Genomic DNA, 19,453 nt, shown 5'->3' on the forward strand with positions numbered 1-19,453 from the left:
CCTTCAGTTATTCCTCACTTTCAAGGAATTGTCGAGCCACCCGTCCCCAATCAAAACGAGCATCCTGTACCCTCTGACGTCGTGCCCCGTCCGGTTCCTCATCCTCGTAACGTGCCCAAGCCATCAGTAACAATTTCAGACCTTCGAGAGAATTTGTTAGACGAGAGCGAAGTGTTTCAATATCTACGCCTTCTACCTCTTCTTCTAAAACTTCGACAAGGTTTTTGTAGGCAGGATGGTTAGCGTTTAAAAATATCATAATTGCACCTCCTCCGCTCTTAACTGAAAAAAAAGCAGGGGTTTCCATATCTGCTTTTGCAACAGTGTACTTCGATCCATCCGAGAGTGTTTTTGCGGTCAATTCTTCAGCTTTAGATTGCAGAACACCTGTATCTATTAATGTGGTTTCAATGATTTCCTTTCGCTCTTCCAAAGGTAGTGACTCATCCTTGTCGCTCTGCCCGTGGTGTCCCTCCTTCTTCCGTTCCTCTGTTACCTCAGTTGCAACTTTCTCCGCAAAAGATCCTTGATGCCGCTTTTGTCCGCTGCGTGAATCTGGCGTTTGTGCATCAATCAGCCTTCGCATGAGTCCTATTTGATTATGGATCTTCTGAGTAATTTCTATTAATGGCCCTCTGGGGTCTTCATCTTGGGTTAATTCTTCTTTTAACTGAGTCATTGATTTATCTTTGAGCACAGATTCGATATCTAGGCTAGCCATATCTGAGAAGTTACGGGCAGATTGCTTACTGTTTGTGACCCCAAACAATTCGTCAAGTGCCGGGGGAAATTCTATCTCGACCCCCCACCATCTTTCTGTAGGTCTCTTCTGTATCCAAGACTGGTCTAGTTCCAATTCACGCCTTGCACGAACCACTGAAACTCCCATATTATTACCAGCGTGCTGTCCATGTGGAAGCTTACCAGGATTTTTTCCTTGACGGGCTTTTTCCTTCGCATAAGAAAAGCGAATTTTCACCTCATGTTTTTTGCCACGAAACTCAATAGTAAAGGTGGTCTCATAGGTGTCTTTCTCTGGCCACGGTTGAAACATTGGCTCTTTGTCAAAGGGAGCAGGGCAAACAGTCTCTGCCATGAGATAACCCGGATCGTTCGCCTTTGCATATTTCCCTTCCTGAATCTGGGTAGGTTCATCAATATTAAAAGTTGCCATGCGAATGACTACTTCTTTAGTATCTAAAAATTTTCGATACATTCGTCCAATTACCAACTCTGAATTTTCGATAATTGCCTTACCAGTCTTCCACACACAGCGATCGATATCTGACCAGACTACTAATGTTCCCGTCTGTCCAAAGCCTGTTGTGACTTTTTCCCAAATCACAGGTATCTTGCGCTTCTCAGGTTCGGGAACTTCAGTAAGCTGCTTGTTTTTGATTTCATTCAAATCGAGGTATGTGTAAATTGCATTTTCTACACCACTCTGCCAAGTCCAAACATCTACCCGTTTACACTGGGAAATTGAAGAGCATGGCAACCCCATACCAAAGCGCCCCATTCCTGTATGTTTGTCTTCTGCTAGATAGGTTCCGTTGCCGAACTGTAAAGCCATTCGCAAAACAGTGGAATCCATGCCACTTCCATTATCTAAAACAGCAATTTTATGAATGCGCGAGCTACGTCGCTGTAGCTGAATTTCTTTCTCAGCACAGAGAAGTTCTACCTCAGTAGCTCCCGCTTGAATGGAATTATCCATGAGTTCGGCTAGTGCATAGGCTGCGTTTTTATAACCGTTGTCGCGCATTGCCTGAACAACTAAATGTACCGGAACGATATCATGTTGTTTTGTCATTTTAATCTCCAAATGTCTTCCCAATTGTTAAAAGCATCGGCAACACTGCCAAAGCCTGGTAAATCTGTGTCCACTACAGTAACAATCTCAGCTTGTTCATTGCCACCTGCTTTAAGTCCGCGAATAGCACGTCCAACCATCTGGCTGTATAAAACAAGCGACTTGGTGGGACGAGCAATCACGGCGGCACTGGTTCGCGGGGCATCAAATCCTGTTGTAAGAACGCCATAATTACAGATAATCTTAGTTTCTGGATGGTCATCTTTAAACCTTGCAATGATTCGCTCTCTTTCTAAAGCAGGAGTCTTGGCAGTTACAGCGGATGCTTGCCAATTTCTAGCTTTCAGCACAGCGGCTAGAAGTTTTGAGTGTTCTACAGATATGGCAAACACCAAAATACGCTTGTGGGTCTTTGCCAAATTTTCAATTTCCAAAATAATGCGGAGATTGCGCTGTTCGTTTTGAGCTAGGCGAGTCAGGATATTTTTTGGTAATTCTAACTCTTCTTCAATACGCTTCAAGTCGTTATTAGATAAATTCAATCCACTCTGGTGTAGTAAAGCTCGGTATTTTACTCGTGCCAAGTATTGCTCTGACACTAGGTAATCTACTGGATTATCGTAGCCAGGAACCTCCAAAGTAACCTTGCGCTGTGCAAAGAATTCCGCTAATTCTTCGTCCGCACTAATGTCTGCCCAAGTGCGGCCTGGTGTAGCTGTTAACCCAAGCAGTGCTGTGTTTTGGTATGGTAAAACGAGAACATCTAAGACTAGCTTGTAAGTTTCTGCTATTGCTTGATGGGCTTCATCAATAATGACAAGAGAAGAACGAGAGCCTAATTTGTTAATAAATTGGATGCTACGTTTAGCACGACTGTAAAGCTTGGAAAGACCTGCAACTACTAAGCCGTCATGCACCTCATCAAGATCGAGTTCGTGGTTTCCCCAGAAACGATAGACGGATAAATCTCGATCGCCCAAGTATTTCCAGGCGCGTTGAAACTCGGCGGCGGCTTGTTCGCAAAGTTCTTCACTGTATGCCAACCATACGACTAAAGTAGGCTCTTGCGATCGCAGGCGATCGGCGATAATGTGCATTGCCGTGCGTGTCTTTCCCGATCCAGTGGGCATATGAAGCAGAACACGCCGAGGTTCTTTTTGGAGGAACTGTTTGACTTTGCCTGCTGCACTACGCTGATGACCAAACAAAGCGTATTGAGGTGCAGCCAGATCCGATGAGGGTGTTTCTTCAGATTCCTCAGTTGATGGCACAACCAATTCAAAAAAGTCGAAAAGGGCACGTTCGCGATCTGAGCCGCGACGTATTTTGACTTCTTTCAGCGCTTGAAAGACATCTTTGTTGTCTGAAGCTGACAAAATTGTAGCGAGAATTTCTGCTTGTTTGGGTCGTAATAATTCAAATAGGATAGTGCGAGTGTCTTTTGATAAAAGCAGGCTTTCACGAGAATAAATACTCACCAAGACTTCACGCAGATTAGTGGGAGTTGCTAGGCGACTATCTAAAAGCTTCACTAAACTGAAAGCTGAACTGCCAAATAGACTCTGTAACGTTTCTTCACTGGCTCGTGACAGTATCTCATCAAAATTCAAAGGATGCACCCCTCGTATATATAATAATCGTCATAGCTAACAAGCTAAGCATGGCAGCTCATCATCTTCGCTGCCAAGTAAGTTCTCTAGCTAACTTTATTGATTTGCGATCGCCCCAACCAACTTATCAATCTCCGCCTCAGTTGTAAAATATTGAACACAAGCCCGCACACAATCAGGATTAAGAATTGTCCGCACCATAATCGCCTGTTTTTCCAACAAATCGACAAGCTTTTTGTGCGGCATCCCGTTAGTTAATCTAAACGAAACCAAACCCGCTTCCGGCGCAGATTTCCGCAAACATTCCACATCGGGAAGTTCCGACAAACGCTCCCAGAGATACTTACTCAAACGGCAAATTTCTGCATACCTTTCCTCGATCGTACCCCATTCATGTTGCAGGGCGATCGCACTCCGCAAACCCGCATACAAAGGATAAGCAGAAGTCGCAATTTCATAGCGCTGCGATCCCGACTTCCAGCCAAGGACTTTAGCATTAGCATCCGTCACAATTCCCCGCCAACCGATAAACACCGGATGCAAATCTGCCAAAGCTTCAGCACTCACATAAAGCCCCCCCAAACCTTCCGGGCCGCACCACCATTTGTGACCAGTAAAAGCATAAAAGTCAACCCCCGATTCAATCAAATTTAAAGGCAAAACCCCCACTGATTGAGCGGCATCAACTAACACTCTAACTTTGTGATTCTTGGCAGGCAATTCCTCTTGTCCCCCCCCTTTAATCAGGGACAAATTTTCTGATCTATCCCCTTGAACCAGGGAAAAATCCTCTTGTCCCCCCCCTTGGTAAGGGGGGGTTAGGGGGGGTTCATGACATACTTTCACAATCTCAGCCAGAGGCAAAACTTGGCCAGTATTCCACAAAATGTGACTGATAACCAACAAGCGAGTATTTGGTCGCAAACTATCAGCAATCACCGCCACCGGATCGCCTTCATTCAAAGTTGCCGCCAACGGACAAACCGAAACCTCAATGTTGAAACGGCGCTGAAGTTCCATTACACTAGCTACAATGCCGGGGTGTTCGCAATCAGAAAGCAGCAAATGGTCGCCTGCTTTCCAGTCAATGCCCCACAGCGCAATATTGCAGCCGACGGTGACATCTTCAGTCAGGGCGATGGTTTCAGGAGGTACCGTCAACTCAGATGCGATCGCACGTCGCGTCAGCATCGCCTCCTGAACCACCCAAGCCCCCACCTCCCCCGAAAACGGCCCCCCAAGCTGCACCCGTTTGTAAGCCTCATAAATCGCCTCTAAAGCAGGCTCAGGCAGCGGCCCTTGTCCGCCGTAGTTAAAATAAGCTTTATTGGCTAAAGCTGGGAATTGTTGCCGGTGATTGTCCTTTGTCATTTTTTTTTGGGAATTATTGATAGCGTTAATATTGAATAACTAATGCTGTGAATTTTATACCTTTGGCCTGATACTCTATGCCTTGCGAATACTAAATGTTAATAACTGACAAACTGCTACTTTCCTATCAGCGATGCCATCTCCGAGCATTTTTAGACACCTGCGGAGACTGGAAACAACTAGATCCCCCCAGCGACTTTTTGCTGAAACTGATGCGCGACAGCGCGGCATACCAGCAGCAAGCTTTGGAACACGAGACTTACCAACAACCATATTATCCTAGAGGGGATTGGGAAGCCGGCGCGGCCGCTACATTGAGTTTAATGCAGCAAGGGGTCGATCGCATTTACCGAGGAGTTCTGATCCAGGGCGAATTCGGCCAAACCAACGACGCAACAACTTCTCTGGTAGGAATTGACAGTCAATATTTCCCAGAATTTGGCGAAATCCCCGAAACTCCCGTTCATCTTTCATCCTCCAATCTTCACTCTTCAAACATTACCCTGATCAGCCGCCCCCATTTATTAATCAAACAGCCGGGACAATCAAAATTTGGCAATTGGAGTTATATTACTGCGGATATTTGGCTTAGCAAGCGACCAAAACAAGAGTATCAAATTATCGCAGCTTTTCACGCCCAAGTTTTAGCTTCGGTGCAGGAAACAATGCCAGAAACTGCGTGGCTGATGCTGCGAAAAAAAGGGCTGTGGGCGGTGAATCTCGACCAGCGAACTCCTCAGATGTTCGAGATTTTAGATGATTGCATTCAGATGATAGAAAATCGGGATAAACCAGAGGTGTTCATTTCCCGGCAAAAGTGCAACCTTTGCGGTTGGTATACTCTCTGTCACGCCGAAGCCGAATCTATTAAACATCTTTCCTTATTGCCGGGAGTTACGGCCAGCCGCTATGCTAGACTAAAAACTCTCGAAATTACTGATGTTGAAGCTCTCGCTAATGCTAGTTCCGCACTGCTTGCTGAGTATCCAGAATTCCCCGACAGAGTTGCCTTTGATGTAGTGCAGCAAGCTAAATCGCACTTGCTAAATCAACCGCTGTTGCGGGAAGAAGGAAGTTCGGCAACGGATTTTGTAACGGATGTAACGGATAGAAGTTCGGCAACGAGCAATGTAGGGGATTTAACGGATAGAAGTTCGGCAACGAGCAATGTAGGGGATTTAACAAATTTAACGGATGTAGGTGTGAGGAAAGAAAGAATAAGGGAAGAGGCAGAAGTTAATCAATTTATAACCATACCAGAAGTTGCCGAGAAGAGTTTAGCAACAGTTAATCTTGTACTGGGAAACACTACAGAAAATAAACCTGCGACATCTTCTATACCTGCGCCAATTCTCCGCAAGAAACCAATTCCCTATTCCCAATCAGTCTTTTTGCCGCTCGCCCCTATCGAACTATACTTTGATATTGAAGCGGAACCCGAGTTAAACTTAGATTACCTCCACGGAGTCTTAGTTGTTGACCGATGCAACAATACGGAAAAATTCCACGGTTTTTTAGCAGAATCAGCAGCCGAGGAAGGTGCAATCTGGGAGCAATTTTTAGAATTAATGTGGACTTATCCCATTGCTCCGATTTTCCACTTTTGCGACTACGAAGTCAAGACTTTTAAGCGACTGGCTAAACTTTACAATACTCCAGCTTATTTGTGGAAACCCGTGCTGAAACGGTTTGTAGATATTCACAAACAAGTGACGCAAAAAGCGATTATGCCGGTGGAAAGTTACGCACTCAAACCAATTGCCCGCTGGCTGGGTTTTGACTGGCGAGATGCTAAGGCTAATGGTGCTCAGTGCGTCTGCTGGTACGACGATTGGCTCAAAACTGGCGATCGATCGCTCTTGGAGGCGATCGTCCGCTACAATGAGGACGACTGTCGTGCTACTTATGTGGTTAAAGATTGGTTGACCAATTTTTTGCTAAATCATGAGCCGTGATTTTCTGATTTAATGAACCGCTTTCGTCGCGGCGCGAAGGAAGAAAGGGAAGAGGAATATAGGTAATAATGTATTTATTGGTCAAATGCGAAAGCTAGCAAAAGCAACTATATTTATTGTCTGTTTTTTGATGGCAGCAACTGTTGCTATTTGGGTAAACCAGTCAGCCAAATCTTTCGCTGTTACAAAAATAGATTTTATCGGCAGAGCAATATTTCCTACAGGTTCTCCGTTTCAGGGGACGGAAATTGGCGGACTATCGAGCATTACTTATGATGCCGACAAACAAGTTTATTATGCCATTTCTGATGACCGCAGCAGCAAGGCTCCGGCGCGATTCTATACTCTCAAAATCAACTTGCAATCTGGTAAATTGGAAAAAGAGCAAATTACTTTTACTGGTGTCACTACTTTATTAGATGAAAACGGCAAAGGTTTTCCTGAATTAAGTTTAGATCCCGAAGGGATAGCTTTTACTGGCAATAGCGTGTTTGTTTCTTCTGAGGGAGATGTCGATCGCCAAATAAATCCTTTTATCAAAGAGTTCTCTCTAGATGGTAAACTCCTGAAAACGCTGGCAATTCCTGAACTATTTTTGCCCGACGACAAAGGCACTAAAGGCATCCGCAACAATCTATCATTGGAAAGTTTAACTTTAACGCCCGATCGCAAATATCTATTCACCGCTACCGAAAACGCCTTGGTTCAAGATGGCGGCGTAGCTTCCCTGGAAACCGGGAGCCCGTGCCGGATTTTGCGCTACGATGCGGTGAGCGGCAATCCAGAAGCATCGTTTCTCTACATCACCGAACCGCTACCCCCTGGCGCGAATCCTGTGGGAAAATTAACTAGCAACGGTTTAGTGGATTTGTTGGCGATCGACGATAACCGCTTGCTGAGTTTAGAGCGTGCTTTCTCGCTGGAAACCGGCACAACTATCAGAATTTTTGAGATTTCTCTGGAAAAGGGCGATCGTATTGAAGCACTCGAAAGCCTCAAAAGCCGTCTCAGCGAGGTTTCTCCCGCTCAAAAACGCCTGCTGCTGGATTTGGAAACGCTGAAAATTCCCCTAGACAACATTGAGGGGTTGACATTTGGCCCCGCCCTGGCGGATGCTAGCAGAGGTCTAATTTTGGTGAGCGACAACAACTTCAGTCCCCTGCAAGAGACTCAAATTTTGGGCTTCCAAATAAAAGTTCAAAAAACCTCTTGACAAAAGGTGAAGTTATAGGCATAATAGAAATTGTGCCTGAAAAAACGGCAAAACGAGGGACAGTAGTTCAATTGGTTAGAGCACCGCCCTGTCACGGCGGAAGTTGCGGGTTCGAGCCCCGTCTGTCCCGTTCAAAATAAAAAATGTTCAGATTGCTGAAAAAAGCTATATGCTGAAAAATAACCGCTTGTACTGAGTTTTCACAGTACAAGCGTTTGTTTTACACACCCCAAATCGACATCAGAAGGTAAATTGTGTCAGCACGCACAGAACTGCTACTGAGTCTCAGACAAGAAATTCTTGGCCCCAGACAGTCTTGTTACGAGGTTCTGCCAAGCAATCAAGAACCCCGCAACGAATTCATCACGGGTGTCCTGATCCCCAGAGATGCCAGGGATGAAGATGCCAGAGAAATTGAGGGGGAAGCTGAAACTTTAGGGACTGGGATAGACGAATATGCCGATGACGACTCGGAGGAAGAAGTACCAGTTGCAACCTCGGCCCCAGTTCTCGACCCAAAATCTCTACCCCGTTCTATGGGGATTTCTTTTATTGTTCGGGCTACTGATGGACATCAGCCGCAGATAGTTTTTTGTGCAACTTGGGCGCGATATAAAGATGAGAAAGATCCGCGCGGCAAGCAAGTCTTCAGGCGAATTCCCAACTGCTACCTCACACCAGAACCAATTCCTGTTGCAGAACCTTCACCAATACCAGAAATAGACGCCATTAGAATTAGTCTTCGCAGCGTACAGCGGGGTGAAAATACTTACAAAGTATCGATTTACTTAGTCAATGAGACTTGTCTGATCGACCCGATGGAAGAATCGGGAAAGCGACGGTTTCAGACAAGTGACATGATTTTTCAGCCTCAAATTCGAGTGGTTTGTGCAGAAAATACAGAGCTTTTGCCTTTCGATAGTTTCGAGCCTGCTGCGGAAGTTCCCGAACCGGGAAGTCTTGAAGAAGAAGATGAGTCATTAGCACTAATTTATCGAGAGTATCAAGCTTATGCGCGGGGTCATTTGTGCGCTGCTGTCTGGCAAGAAATAGACCCAGAACGTCGTTGTCAGCGAGAAAATCCCTTGCGGTGGATTGACGGGGAAGTTGTCGATTCTCAATATGGAAAACAGCAAGGGGAAAAGTTTGTAAATCCTGACTGTCGAACAGAATATGTCCCTTGCTACCCCATCCAATCTCCTGAAATTGACTGGAAGTTAGAATTAACAGGACAGACACCAGAACTCAGCACAGCACAACTCGCAGAAACTTGGAATCATATTGCAATGCGCGAGGCACTTCAACCTCTTGTAGATGGGTATGGAGTCTGGATAAGTCAACAACAAGCTAGAGTTAATGAGTTAGATTGTAAATATCTGAGAGCTGGTAACAGACACTTAGAAAGTTGCGATCGCGCGCTGCAGCGAATGCAAGAAGCCATTGATTTGATTGTTGGAAATGAGGAAGTTAGACTGGCTTTCTGCTTGGCTAATAAAGCGATAGATTTGCAGGCATCTTGGAAGGGAAGAGGAGGGGATTTCAGGTGGCGGCCGTTTCAACTTGCATTTGTCTTGATGAATATTCCAGCAATTGCTAACCCCCTGCATCCCGATCGCAGAACTTGCGATTTACTAGCTTTTGCTACTGGCGGCGGCAAGACTGAGGCTTATTTGGGTTTAGCTGCTTTTACGATGGGATTGAGGAGATTGAGGTCTGAGAAAGATACTAATGGCGATCGTACTGGACAGGGTGTTAGCGTTATCTCCCGATATACTCTCCGACTGTTAACAATTCAACAGTTTCGTCGAGCTTTGGGTTTAATTGTTGCTTGTGAAGTATTGCGAGTTGAAAATTTAGGGAAAGGTCGTCCTGTCGGCTGGCGACCTAAAAATTGCAGTTGGAAAGATAGTAATATTTGGGGAACTACTCGCTTTTCTGCGGGATTGTGGGTTGGTGGAAGTGTTACACCCAATAGTCTAAAAGGATTGCCACACCTCAAGATTACTGGTGCTATTGATGCCCTAAAAGGTCAAAAAGCAGAGGGAGAACCTGCTCAAATTCTTAACTGTCCTTGTTGCGGCTCAATTCTGGCTGTTCCGAAAGATGGTTTGGGTACAAAGCAAGAGGGACATACTATTCATTTGGTAATGAAAGGTGATGTGAATCCCGAATTCCTTTCTCGCCAAGTGATACCCTTGGATGAGATGGTAGAAGCTCCTGTTTTTTCTGTCTCTAACAGCAGCACTGCTGATGGCTACATAACGCTGTCAATGACTTTTTATTTACAAGCAGGTTCCAGAGTTTTTGCAGAAAAATTAGATAATTGGTGGCTAAATCAGGTCAAGCCTTACTTAAATTCTGCTCCCTTGGTTCCGTTTAGAATCAGTAGATGCGGATACTTTAAAAAAGCTTACACAGGAACTCGCGGAGCTGAAAATATCGAAAATTTTGAAATTTATTGCTCTAATCCGAAATGTGAGCTAAACAATGGTCAGAATTGGAATGAAAAAGTTCCTGTTCGTTTTAATGAAAAATGTTTGGGTTCAATAAATGTACCAAATAATTTTGTTTGGGAACACCCATTGGAAGCTTTTAAACAAAGCACGTATTCTTTAAGAATACCAATTTCCGCGTTTACAGTAGACGACCAAATTTATTCACGCATTCCTTCTCTATTGGTTGCAACAGTCGATAAATTTGCGCGTTTAGCCTTTGAGCCAAGAGCAGGATCGCTTTTTGGCAATATCAATCATTATCACAGCAGAACAGGCTATTACCGCGATAATGGGGCGACTGACGATCCGTCACCACGAACGCATATTAAAAATGTAAATTACCTCGCACCGCCTGACCTAATTTTACAAGATGAGCTGCATTTGATTGAAGGGCCCCTCGGAAGCATGGTAGGGCTTTACGAAACAGCAGTTGATACTTTATGCGAACAAATGTGTCGCGGTCAAATTGTCAGCCCTAAATATATTGCCTCTACAGCAACAGTACGGCAGTCTCAATCGCAAGTACAATGTTTGTTTGCTCGCAATGTTTTTCAATTTCCACCTCTTAGCTTGTCAGCAGCAGATACCTTTTTTGCGAGAACGCCAGCGAATATTCACCCGATAGATACTGATGAAAACGATCGGCATCCTAGCGGTCGCCTTTATGTTGCTGTTTGTGCTCCCGGCAAAGGTGCTCAAACTCCCATTGTTCGGCTTTATTCATCAATGCTCCAAAATATTTGGGAACTGAAACAAGGAGAATATAACGATACAAATTGCGATCCGTTCTGGACGCTTGTTGGTTATTTCAATGCGATTAGAGAGTTAGCAGGAGCTTTGACTCTTTATCGTCAAGATATTCCTGAAAGGCTGAGGTATATTGCATAATATAGAGAAGTTGCGGACAGACCATTAGGTGAAGAAGTTGAGCTTTCTAGTCGTAAGGATTCTACAGAATTGCCTGGGTTATTAACTAGCCTTGCACAAGAATTGCCTGAAGCAAAAGATATAGTTTTGAGTACCTCAATGTTTGGGACAGGTGTTGATATTGATCGCCTGGGTTTAATGATAGTAAACGGGCAGCCTAAAACAACTTCATCCTATATTCAAGCTACTGGTCGCGTCGGTCGTTCTCAAGGAGGGCTAGTCATTACTTTTTTGAGAGCTAGTCGTCCGAGAGACTTAGACCACTATGAGTTTTTTACTGGGTATCACAGGGCAATTTACCGCTATGTAGAGCCAATTACAGTAACACCATTTGCAGCGAGAGCTAGAGAGCGAGGAATCGGGCCGGTAGCAGTCGCATTGCTGAGACAAGCAAGAGAAATTCAGAGTGTACCTGTTTTAGCGGAATGGGCCGCAAAAACCAATGCTTCTGTTATGCAAAATAATCGTAATTTAGCACAGGAATTAGAGGTAATTAATGAAATAATTAATAGGCGATCGCAAATTCAACTGCCAATCCGCCGCCCGCCAGAAGACCAAGTTGACCGCGAAGTGCGAGGGGGGTTCGATCGCTGGCAAACAGTCGCAGAAAATGAGAACAATCTGGTGTATGAAGAATATGCAATTGACAAAGACCCAACTAAACCCGTTGTCTTGGGGGACGAACAACACCAAGAACGAAACTTTACAGTAGTCTATCGGAATGCTCCGCAGTCATTGCGTGAAGTAGAAGGAATGACACGCTTTGGCAGCATTCCCTCTAATCAACAAAACTCAGAAAATCAACGAGGTTAATTTATGGCAGCCAAAGGTCAATCTCTGCGACCTTCACAGTACATTACTACTTTTGGGCCGAGCAGCATTCTAGAAACGCCAGACGGCCCAGTTGTAATCGCCGCTCCCAGCCACTCCCGGTTATTTGATAATAGTCATCCCGATGCTTATGAAATTCGAGACTTGCGACTTTCACAAACTCTACTGAATAAAAAAAGAATCTTTCGGATTCCCTCTAATGCTGAATTAGGATGCAAAGAAAATCGGCTGGTATATAATGCCTACTATTTTCCGAGGTGGTCGCTGTGCCCTACTCACGGCATTCTATACAGATATCAACCTCAGTCTCAATCTCAGTCTCAATCCTTAATTGATTGTCCTCGGTGTCCGAAGAAACGTACCTGGGGAGAGGCATGGGCTAAATCTCGCGAAGAAGCTGTGCGTTTTGTTTTAGCTTGCTCTCACGGACACTTAGATGAAGTTCCTTGGGGTTCGCTCATGAGACACAGAGGTAAATGTTCAGGTTCAAACTTCTACAAATGGGAAGGCGGTGGAGGTGCGATCGGAAACATTCAGATTACCTGTCCAAATTGTGAGGCTAAGGAAAATTTTGGAAGTGCTTACTCTAGAAGATTTCCATGTAGAGGTAGATTTCTAGAACGAGGCTCGGAAGAAGGTGGAGCCTGTGGAAGACCAGCTAAAATAATTCAACGGGGTGCTGCTAACTTGCGAGTGTCTGAAATTCGATCGGCACTCACAATTCCTCCACTAGACACAGCTTTACACAATTTACTTCAAAGGCGAGTAATTATTGATACAATCTTCAGCGAGGACTGTATAGACTCAAAAGACCAGCTTATGCAAAAATTGAACAATTTAGTCAGAAGAAATCGTCTAGATATTACAACTGCTGAAACTATTAAGCGATATGATGAAGCTGAAATACGAGGAGCAATTAATGACATTTTAGGCGCAATAGATAATCCTAGAGACTTGACAGAAGCGACACTCAGACAAGATGAATTTATTAGCTTGCGGAACGCTGCTTGTTATGGTGCGCCACCTCAGAGAGCTGATAAACCAGGCGGCCCGAATCAATTTGAAGTGTATATAGAAAATGTTAGAAACTTCAGCTTAGATTCAGGTCGAACGTTGAGGGTAACACCCCTTAGTAGGTTGCGAGTGGTGATGGTACAAATTGGCTACACGCGACCTATTGATACAGATAATGAAGAAAATCAGCCTAGAATTGTCCCAGTTGAATACCTGCCACCTAATGAAAGTATTGCTTGGCATCCGGGCGTTGAGTTATTTGGCGAAGGGATTTTTATTGATTTTATATCTGATGAAGAACCTAAAGGAATTCCCGAACACTTTCCTTTACAGGGAGAAGCATACCAGCGCTGGCTAGCGGCCTACAATTCACCCGAACTATACAGACAAATAAGGGCTATGCCAGGAACTAGAGAGGAATATTTACATCCTGTGTTTGTCTGGTGGCACACGCTATCTCACCGTTTAATCACAGCACTTTCTGTTGATTCTGGCTACTCTTCTGCGGCCATCAGAGAACGAGTTTATACTTGCACAACTAACAATAAAATATCAGGAGGATTGCTGCTTTACACAGCACAGTCCGGTGGCGACGGTACCCTGGGAGGATTAATTGGATTAGTTCCCCATTTCGATCGCATCCTTAAATCTGCTCTTCGCAATGTAGATGCTTGTTCCAATGACCCCATTTGCATTGAGGAAAAATTTGGAGAAGACAAGGTAAACGGTGCTGCTTGCTATGCTTGCCAGTTAATTTCTGAAACTTCCTGCGAGCACAGGAATACTTTACTAGACAGGCGATTGTTACTGGACAATTTACCGTGAAAGCTCAAACAGTAGTTACTGGACTGACTTGGATGGGGAGCGGTGTCCGCTCTGTTCGATCTGCCTTGACAGATATGTTGAGAAATGCAGAAAGCGAGGTTTTACTGTGTGCGTATTCTGTAACCGGTGGTGCTGACGAAATCCTTGCAGAGTTTGAAGATTGCCTGAAGCGCGGCATCAAGTTTGAAGTAATTATTAATCGCCTTCACCAGCAGCCTCAAGACATTCAAAAATATTTTTTCAATTTAGTGAAAATTTATCCTTATTGTCAAGTTTATAACTTTAATGACTCGGTTGAGGAATTGCATTCAAAACTAATTGTAGTCGATCGCTCAGTTGCTCTGATTGGTTCTGCTAATTTAAGTATGCGGGGCATGAAACAAAATTACGAATTGGGTATTGTTCTCCGCGATGCCGAGGTTAGCACTATCTCTAAGTGCTTTGACAGCCTGCTTAATTTCGCATCTGTTTCGCCTATAAATGGTAGGGATAATTGAGCTAAAAACTTGCATGGTACGCTTGTACTTGCTCGACAATTGGTTTGGCGATCGCCTCAGCTAAAAGAGGCGGCACAGAATTACCAACTAACTCAAACATTCTAGTCATAGGTGCATCAAATACAAAACGATCTGGGAAACTTTGCAGTCTTGCAGCCTCTCTCACAGAAATACTTCTAGTCTGAGTTGGATGAATATAAGCTAAACAGTCTTTCTGCATATGTGCAGTTAGCGTCCACGACGGTTTATGCGATTCCAATCGTCTGTACTTGTCCTCAAAAATTTGATCGCTATAGCGTTTAAGCTCGTCAGGTATATTTTTATATTTTCCTCCTTGAGGCATGATGCTAAATATATACAAATCTTTGTCATTGTGAGCGCGACAAAGATGATTCATTACTGTTGTGTCAGATTGGCTTCTCATCAACTTTTGATATTCGGATTGTGGCCCGCACTTGTAATCTGTGGCAGAGTCAACTTGCTTTGGTGCCGTGTTTTTTGTTTTCAAGGACAGACATTTAGGCTCTAATTGCGGTAAATCTTCAATAGCTTCTCCCACAGAAATAGGAGAAGCTGTATTCGGTTCGGGAAACTTAAAATCTAGATTTAAATCCTGGCGCCGCCCGACGATGAACAGGCGTTTTCTGATTTGAGGTACGCCGTAATCTGAAGCCACCAAAATTTTTGAGCTAACATTGTAGCCTGGATAGTCCCCATCTTTTTTGTGCAGTCCTTTTTCCAAATCTTCTATCAAAATAGGGAAGATCCAGTGGCTGTGCAGATAATTAACATTTTCAATTACAAAAAAACTAGGTTTATAATATTCAATAAATCTAATAAAATCTTCGTATAAAAAGTTTCTAAGATCGTTTTCTATATCCTTGCCTAAAGACCTCATTTTGCCTTTGCCAACTACTGAAAATACTTGGCACGGCGGGCCGCCAATTAAAATATCAACTTCTCCCGGCTGTAGACCAAGTTCACTTAAATCAGTAATGGATTCTATCGATTGGGCATCAAGCTTGAGCTGGCAGTTAGGGAAGTTTCTATGATGAGTTCTGATGGCATGGGGATTTTTATCAATACCCCCTAGAATCTCACAGCCGGCATTTTGAAAACCTAAACTCATCCCCCCTGCACCGCAGAAGAGATCGAGTACAGTCGGAGCTTTGGTTGTCGGCTTACTTGGCTTAGGCATTCGATCGACAAAGTGTTTTAGGTAAACTAACTACTACGCGATACAGTTTACCCGAAAAGGCTGGCAAAAAAACTCCTGCTTGCAGTTACGATCGACTCCCACCAGCGCTCAAAGGTGCGAGGAAATAAAGGGTCGGGCGATCTGATATGTCAAAACCAAGACGATGGGGACGAGAATCGGAATCGCAACTAGCAATCCCCATTTGCCAAACCTAAGTTTTTGACCGTCCGATTTTAACAGGAAAATTACAGCGGCAATTCCCATAAGTATCCATAGACCACCGAAGCCCATGAAGACTGTATAGCCTGCATCTTGCATTTTTTTGACCTTTAATAGTCGTCCATCTTTAATGTTAGTTACAGTCTGTTTCTGCTGACATCTTCTGATAGGCAGATCGAACTTACTAAATATGACTCATTTCGAGTTTGGTCGGCAGCGGCCCTGACTTTCGCACTCGATCCGCTGAGTTCGATCGCTCATAATTGTTGCTAAATCCGGCCTTCCCGTCAGCTTCAGCCGCCAGTCAGCCCAAATTCCGTACAGCCAATTGGCGATCGCCCCGATCACTGGTAACTTAGTCACAGCATAAACCCAGCCCATACCTAAAATCTCGTAGGTGCGGCGAAAAACCTCTACATTTTTAACCGTCGTACCGTCGGGTAACACCGCGTGAATCCGCCCCATCGCCGTTTCGTAGTCGATTCCGCCGTGGGCTTCCGGGTTGTAGCCATCCTCCGCGATATCCACAAACGACACTAAACCTCGCCCCGCGTCCTGTTTTTTCAAGAAATTAACCTCCCGCACGCACAGAGGACATTCACCGTCGTACAGCAACTCAATCTGCCAAGCAGGCGCAACAGATTCGGGTGAGGGTGCAACAGATTCGGAAAACTCAGTTTTAGCAGCAGACATAGGGAAATATATTTTAATGTCGTCGATCGCACACAAACATTTTACAAGCATCAATAGTTATCAGGTGCGCCTTGGGTACTCCTAAAGCAGTTATTTGTGGTGTGAAAAATAGTCCCAAAGGTGAATCCTGTCTTGGCCACCCGCAAGCTAATATCATCAAGACGCCCTCTCCTGGCTTGCCGGAGACTTGCGCCCGGTCGCTTGTTAGCTCAGCGATCCGAAGGAAAGCCCTCGAAGAGGAGCGCGTATTATCAAGCAATTCGAGGCAAAGCACCTGCCAAGCACAACTGTTAATTCGGCAACAAAATATAATAAAATTTGAAGTCTTAAACATCAGCTATTCCCCCAACCCGTAAATCGCCCAATCTAAAAGCAAAAATCTACATGAATGTCAGAGTCCGTCTAGCCCCCAGTCCCACCGGAAACCTACACATCGGTACCGCCAGAACCGCCGTATTTAACTGGCTGTTTGCCCGCAACCAAGGCGGAAAATTCATCCTGCGGGTAGAAGACACAGACGTAGAACGTTCTAAAAGCGAATACACCGATAACATCCTCGAAGGCCTCACCTGGCTGGGTATGGAGTGGGACGAAGGCCCGAGTTTTCAGTCACAGCGTCTGGAAATATACCGCAGAGCAGTCCAAACCCTTCTAGACAATGGACTCGCCTACCGCTGCTACACCACGTCGGAAGAACTCGACGAAATGCGGGAAGCACAAAAAGCCAACAAACAAGCCCCCCGCTACGACAACCGACACCGCAACTTGACAAGCAAAGAGCGCGCAGCTTTTGAAGGCGAAGGGCGACAAGCTGTGATTCGGTTTATCATCGACGACGATCGCACGATCGCTTGGAACGACATGGTGCGCGACACCGTAACCTGGAAAGGTAGCGACCTCGGCGGCGATATGGTGATTGCCCGTGCATCCAGCGGCGGCGTTATCGGCCAACCCCTCTACAACCTCGCCGTAGTTGTGGATGACATCGACATGGGCATCACCCACGTCATCCGCGGCGAAGATCACATCGGCAATACTCCGAAACAAATATTGCTCTACGAAGCTTTGGGCGCGACAATCCCAGAATTTGGCCACACGCCGCTGATTTTGAACTCCCAAGGGCAAAAGCTTTCTAAACGCGACGGCGTAACCTCGATTTCTGACTTCAAAGATATGGGCTACCTGCCCGAAGCTTTAGTTAATTACATGACTTTGCTCGGTTGGACTCCGCCGGATTCAACGCAGGAAATATTTACACTGTCTGAAGCAGCAGAATTATTTACATTCTATCGAGTCAACAAAGCCGGTGCAAAATTTGACTGGGATAAACTCAATTGGCTAAACAGTCAATACCTGCACAAAATGCCAGTGCCGCAATTGACAGATTTGCTGATACCTTATTGGTGGCAGAAAGGCGGTTATGAGTTTGACTTGGAGGCAGACCGCCCCTGGCTCGAACAAATAGCTGCTTTAATCGGCCCGAGTCTCGTTCGCTTAACCGATGCTGTGGATATGTGTAAGGTATTCTTCTCCACCACGGTGGAATACGAAGAAGAAGCACTCGCACAGTTGCAGCAACCAGGGGCTGCACAGGCTTTACAAGCAGTTGTAGAAGCGATGGAAACTCATTCGTCCCTGACAGCAGCGGAAGCTCAGAAAATCACTAAAAAGCTCAGTAAAGAGAAAAATCTTAACAAAGGGCTAATTATGCGATCGCTCAGAGCTGCTCTGACAGGTGCAATGCACGGCCCCGACCTGATAGAATCTTGGGTAATCCTTCACCAGCGAGGAACGGCTAAAACCCGTTTGCTTGATGCCATTAGCAACTTGAATGGGCCGGCTGTTGGTGTCGCGGATGAAACTTCTACCCCAGAACAACCAAAGGCAGAAACAGTCGCCGAAACTTCTGCTACAGAACAGTCAGCAGCGGAGGTTTCAAAAGTCGAAACACCGACTATTGAAACAATCGAAACCCCGGTTGTTGAACCATCAGCAGCAGAGGTTTCAGAAGTCGAAAAACTTGCGCTCGAAACAGTCGAAACGCCGACTGTCGAACCAGCAGTGGAAGTTACAGCAGTCGAAATACCGACTTCAGAAACAGGCGAAGTGTCGGCTCTTGAACCAACCGACGGGGAGGTTGCAGCAGTCGAAATACCGGCTCTTGAAACAGTCGCAGCAGCAGTTGAAATACCTGCCGCCAACCAGCAAACAACTATTGCGAGTGGAGAAATGACTTCATCAAACGAACCAGAAACAACCGTTATCATCACCGAAATTCCTGCCGGGAATGAAGCAGATAGTTCGACCGGTACAACAAAGGTCATAATTACCGAAGAACCGCCAAGTCAGACCCAGCAGATCAAAGAACAAATTATCTCAATTTTGTCCGAGTTTCCTGCTTACATCGGCAGCTTTTACGAACAGTACAAAAGTCCCCTGACTGTTATCGGTGTAATTGTAGCCTCGATTGTCTCTTTGAAAGTGCTTTTGGGGATAATAGATGAACTCAACGACATCCCCCTGCTAGCACCCACATTCGAGCTAATTGGTATCGGATACACCGGGTGGTTTGTCTACCGCTATTTGCTGCGATCGTCCAATCGGCAACAATTAGGTCAAGAAATTCAAGCCTTGAAAGAACAAATTTTCGGCAAAAAATCCTAAACTTTTGCTGTAATTTGTTGAATTTATGCCCGACATTGACAACTTTAAATAAGTTGTTAGTGTCGGGTTTTTAAATGACTAATGACTGTTGACTGTTGACTGTTGACTGTTGACTGTTGACTAATGAC

At 45.0% G+C, this 19,453-nt stretch carries 13 protein-coding genes, 1 tRNA gene and 1 pseudogene; 9 read left to right on the forward strand and 6 right to left on the reverse strand.

Annotated elements, in window-relative coordinates; genetic code table 11:
* Positions 1–7 precede the first annotated feature (7 nt).
* The 3 genes from QUB25_RS19925 to QUB25_RS19935 form a co-directional block, all read right to left on the reverse strand.
* Positions 8–1,813 (reverse strand): ATP-binding protein, encoded by a 1,806-nt coding sequence (locus QUB25_RS19925; RefSeq protein WP_333185347.1) that lies wholly within the window; start codon positions 1,811–1,813, stop codon positions 8–10.
* Positions 1,810–3,345 (reverse strand): DEAD/DEAH box helicase, encoded by a 1,536-nt coding sequence (locus QUB25_RS19930; RefSeq protein ID WP_333185349.1) that lies wholly within the window; start codon positions 3,343–3,345, stop codon positions 1,810–1,812. The genes QUB25_RS19925 and QUB25_RS19930 overlap by 4 nt, the downstream gene beginning before the upstream one ends.
* Positions 3,346–3,519: 174 nt before the next feature.
* Positions 3,520–4,794 carry an aminotransferase class V-fold PLP-dependent enzyme gene (locus QUB25_RS19935; protein ID WP_333185350.1) on the reverse strand — a complete coding sequence of 425 codons (1,275 nt, stop codon included), beginning with the start codon at positions 4,792–4,794 and terminating at the stop codon, positions 3,520–3,522.
* Positions 4,795–4,889: 95 nt separating this feature from the next.
* Here QUB25_RS19935 and QUB25_RS19940 point away from each other — a divergent pair, with 95 nt between their 5' ends.
* The 7 genes from QUB25_RS19940 to QUB25_RS19970 all read left to right on the forward strand — a co-directional run bounded on the left by QUB25_RS19940 (position 4,890) and on the right by QUB25_RS19970 (position 14,551).
* Positions 4,890–6,749 (forward strand): TM0106 family RecB-like putative nuclease, encoded by a 1,860-nt coding sequence (locus QUB25_RS19940; protein ID WP_333185352.1) that lies wholly within the window; start codon positions 4,890–4,892, stop codon positions 6,747–6,749.
* Positions 6,750–6,834: 85 nt separating this feature from the next.
* A complete protein-coding gene (locus QUB25_RS19945) occupies positions 6,835–7,962 on the forward strand; it encodes an esterase-like activity of phytase family protein (RefSeq protein ID WP_333185354.1) in 1,128 nt (375 codons plus the stop codon).
* Positions 7,963–8,018: 56 nt separating this feature from the next.
* A tRNA-Asp gene (locus QUB25_RS19950) sits at positions 8,019–8,092 on the forward strand.
* A 124-nt stretch (positions 8,093–8,216) separates the two neighbouring features.
* Positions 8,217–11,345, forward strand: a complete 3,129-nt coding sequence (drmA, locus tag QUB25_RS19955) for a DISARM system helicase DrmA (protein WP_333185356.1) — start codon at positions 8,217–8,219, stop codon at positions 11,343–11,345.
* 102 nt (positions 11,346–11,447) lie between these two features.
* Positions 11,448–12,197, forward strand: coding sequence for a helicase-related protein (locus QUB25_RS19960; RefSeq protein ID WP_333185411.1), 750 nt, complete (start codon positions 11,448–11,450; stop codon positions 12,195–12,197).
* Between the two features lie 3 nt (positions 12,198–12,200).
* On the forward strand, positions 12,201–14,054 hold the full coding sequence (locus tag QUB25_RS19965; RefSeq protein ID WP_333185358.1) for a DUF1998 domain-containing protein: 1,854 nt from the start codon (positions 12,201–12,203) through the stop codon (positions 14,052–14,054).
* Entirely contained in the window at positions 14,051–14,551 is a 501-nt protein-coding gene (locus QUB25_RS19970) for a phospholipase D family protein (RefSeq protein WP_333185360.1), read from the forward strand. Before QUB25_RS19965 ends, QUB25_RS19970 begins: the two co-directional genes overlap by 4 nt.
* Position 14,552: 1 nt before the next feature.
* Here QUB25_RS19970 and QUB25_RS19975 read toward each other — a convergent pair whose 3' ends face one another.
* From QUB25_RS19975 to QUB25_RS19985, 3 genes are all read right to left on the reverse strand, one after another.
* A complete protein-coding gene (locus QUB25_RS19975; protein ID WP_333185362.1) occupies positions 14,553–15,749 on the reverse strand; it encodes a DNA cytosine methyltransferase in 1,197 nt (398 codons plus the stop codon).
* Positions 15,750–15,857: 108 nt separating this feature from the next.
* Positions 15,858–16,067 (reverse strand): hypothetical protein, encoded by a 210-nt coding sequence (locus QUB25_RS19980; RefSeq protein WP_190735803.1) that lies wholly within the window; start codon positions 16,065–16,067, stop codon positions 15,858–15,860.
* A 96-nt stretch (positions 16,068–16,163) separates the two neighbouring features.
* Positions 16,164–16,661 (reverse strand): DUF393 domain-containing protein, encoded by a 498-nt coding sequence (locus tag QUB25_RS19985; protein WP_333185364.1) that lies wholly within the window; start codon positions 16,659–16,661, stop codon positions 16,164–16,166.
* A gap of 384 nt (positions 16,662–17,045) precedes the next feature.
* Between QUB25_RS19985 and gltX the strand changes: the two are divergent.
* Positions 17,046–18,488 (forward strand): annotated as a pseudogene (gene gltX, locus QUB25_RS19990) (glutamate--tRNA ligase); the annotation flags it as partial.
* 402 nt (positions 18,489–18,890) lie between these two features.
* A complete protein-coding gene (locus QUB25_RS19995) occupies positions 18,891–19,325 on the forward strand; it encodes a CAAD domain-containing protein (protein ID WP_333185412.1) in 435 nt (144 codons plus the stop codon).
* Positions 19,326–19,453: the final 128 nt, after the last annotated feature.

The organism is Microcoleus sp. B3-D7 (assembly GCF_036705305.1).
Lineage (GTDB): Bacteria > Cyanobacteriota > Cyanobacteriia > Cyanobacteriales > Microcoleaceae > Microcoleus.

Bases quoted from the DNA above. Each gene is read 5' to 3' on its own strand.
- QUB25_RS19925 (WP_333185347.1), bottom strand. From the start codon at position 1,813: ATGACAAAACAACATGATATCGTTCCGGTACATTTAGTTGTTCAGGCA.
- QUB25_RS19935 (WP_333185350.1), bottom strand. From the start codon at position 4,794: ATGACAAAGGACAATCACCGGCAACAATTCCCAGCTTTAGCCAATAAA.
- QUB25_RS19940 (WP_333185352.1), top strand. From the start codon at position 4,890: ATGTTAATAACTGACAAACTGCTACTTTCCTATCAGCGATGCCATCTC.
- QUB25_RS19945 (WP_333185354.1), top strand. From the start codon at position 6,835: ATGCGAAAGCTAGCAAAAGCAACTATATTTATTGTCTGTTTTTTGATG.
- QUB25_RS19965 (WP_333185358.1), top strand. From the start codon at position 12,201: ATGGCAGCCAAAGGTCAATCTCTGCGACCTTCACAGTACATTACTACT.
- QUB25_RS19975 (WP_333185362.1), bottom strand. From the start codon at position 15,749: ATGCCTAAGCCAAGTAAGCCGACAACCAAAGCTCCGACTGTACTCGAT.
- QUB25_RS19980 (WP_190735803.1), bottom strand. From the start codon at position 16,067: ATGCAAGATGCAGGCTATACAGTCTTCATGGGCTTCGGTGGTCTATGG.
- QUB25_RS19985 (WP_333185364.1), bottom strand. From the start codon at position 16,661: ATGTCTGCTGCTAAAACTGAGTTTTCCGAATCTGTTGCACCCTCACCC.
- QUB25_RS19995 (WP_333185412.1), top strand. From the start codon at position 18,891: ATGACTTCATCAAACGAACCAGAAACAACCGTTATCATCACCGAAATT.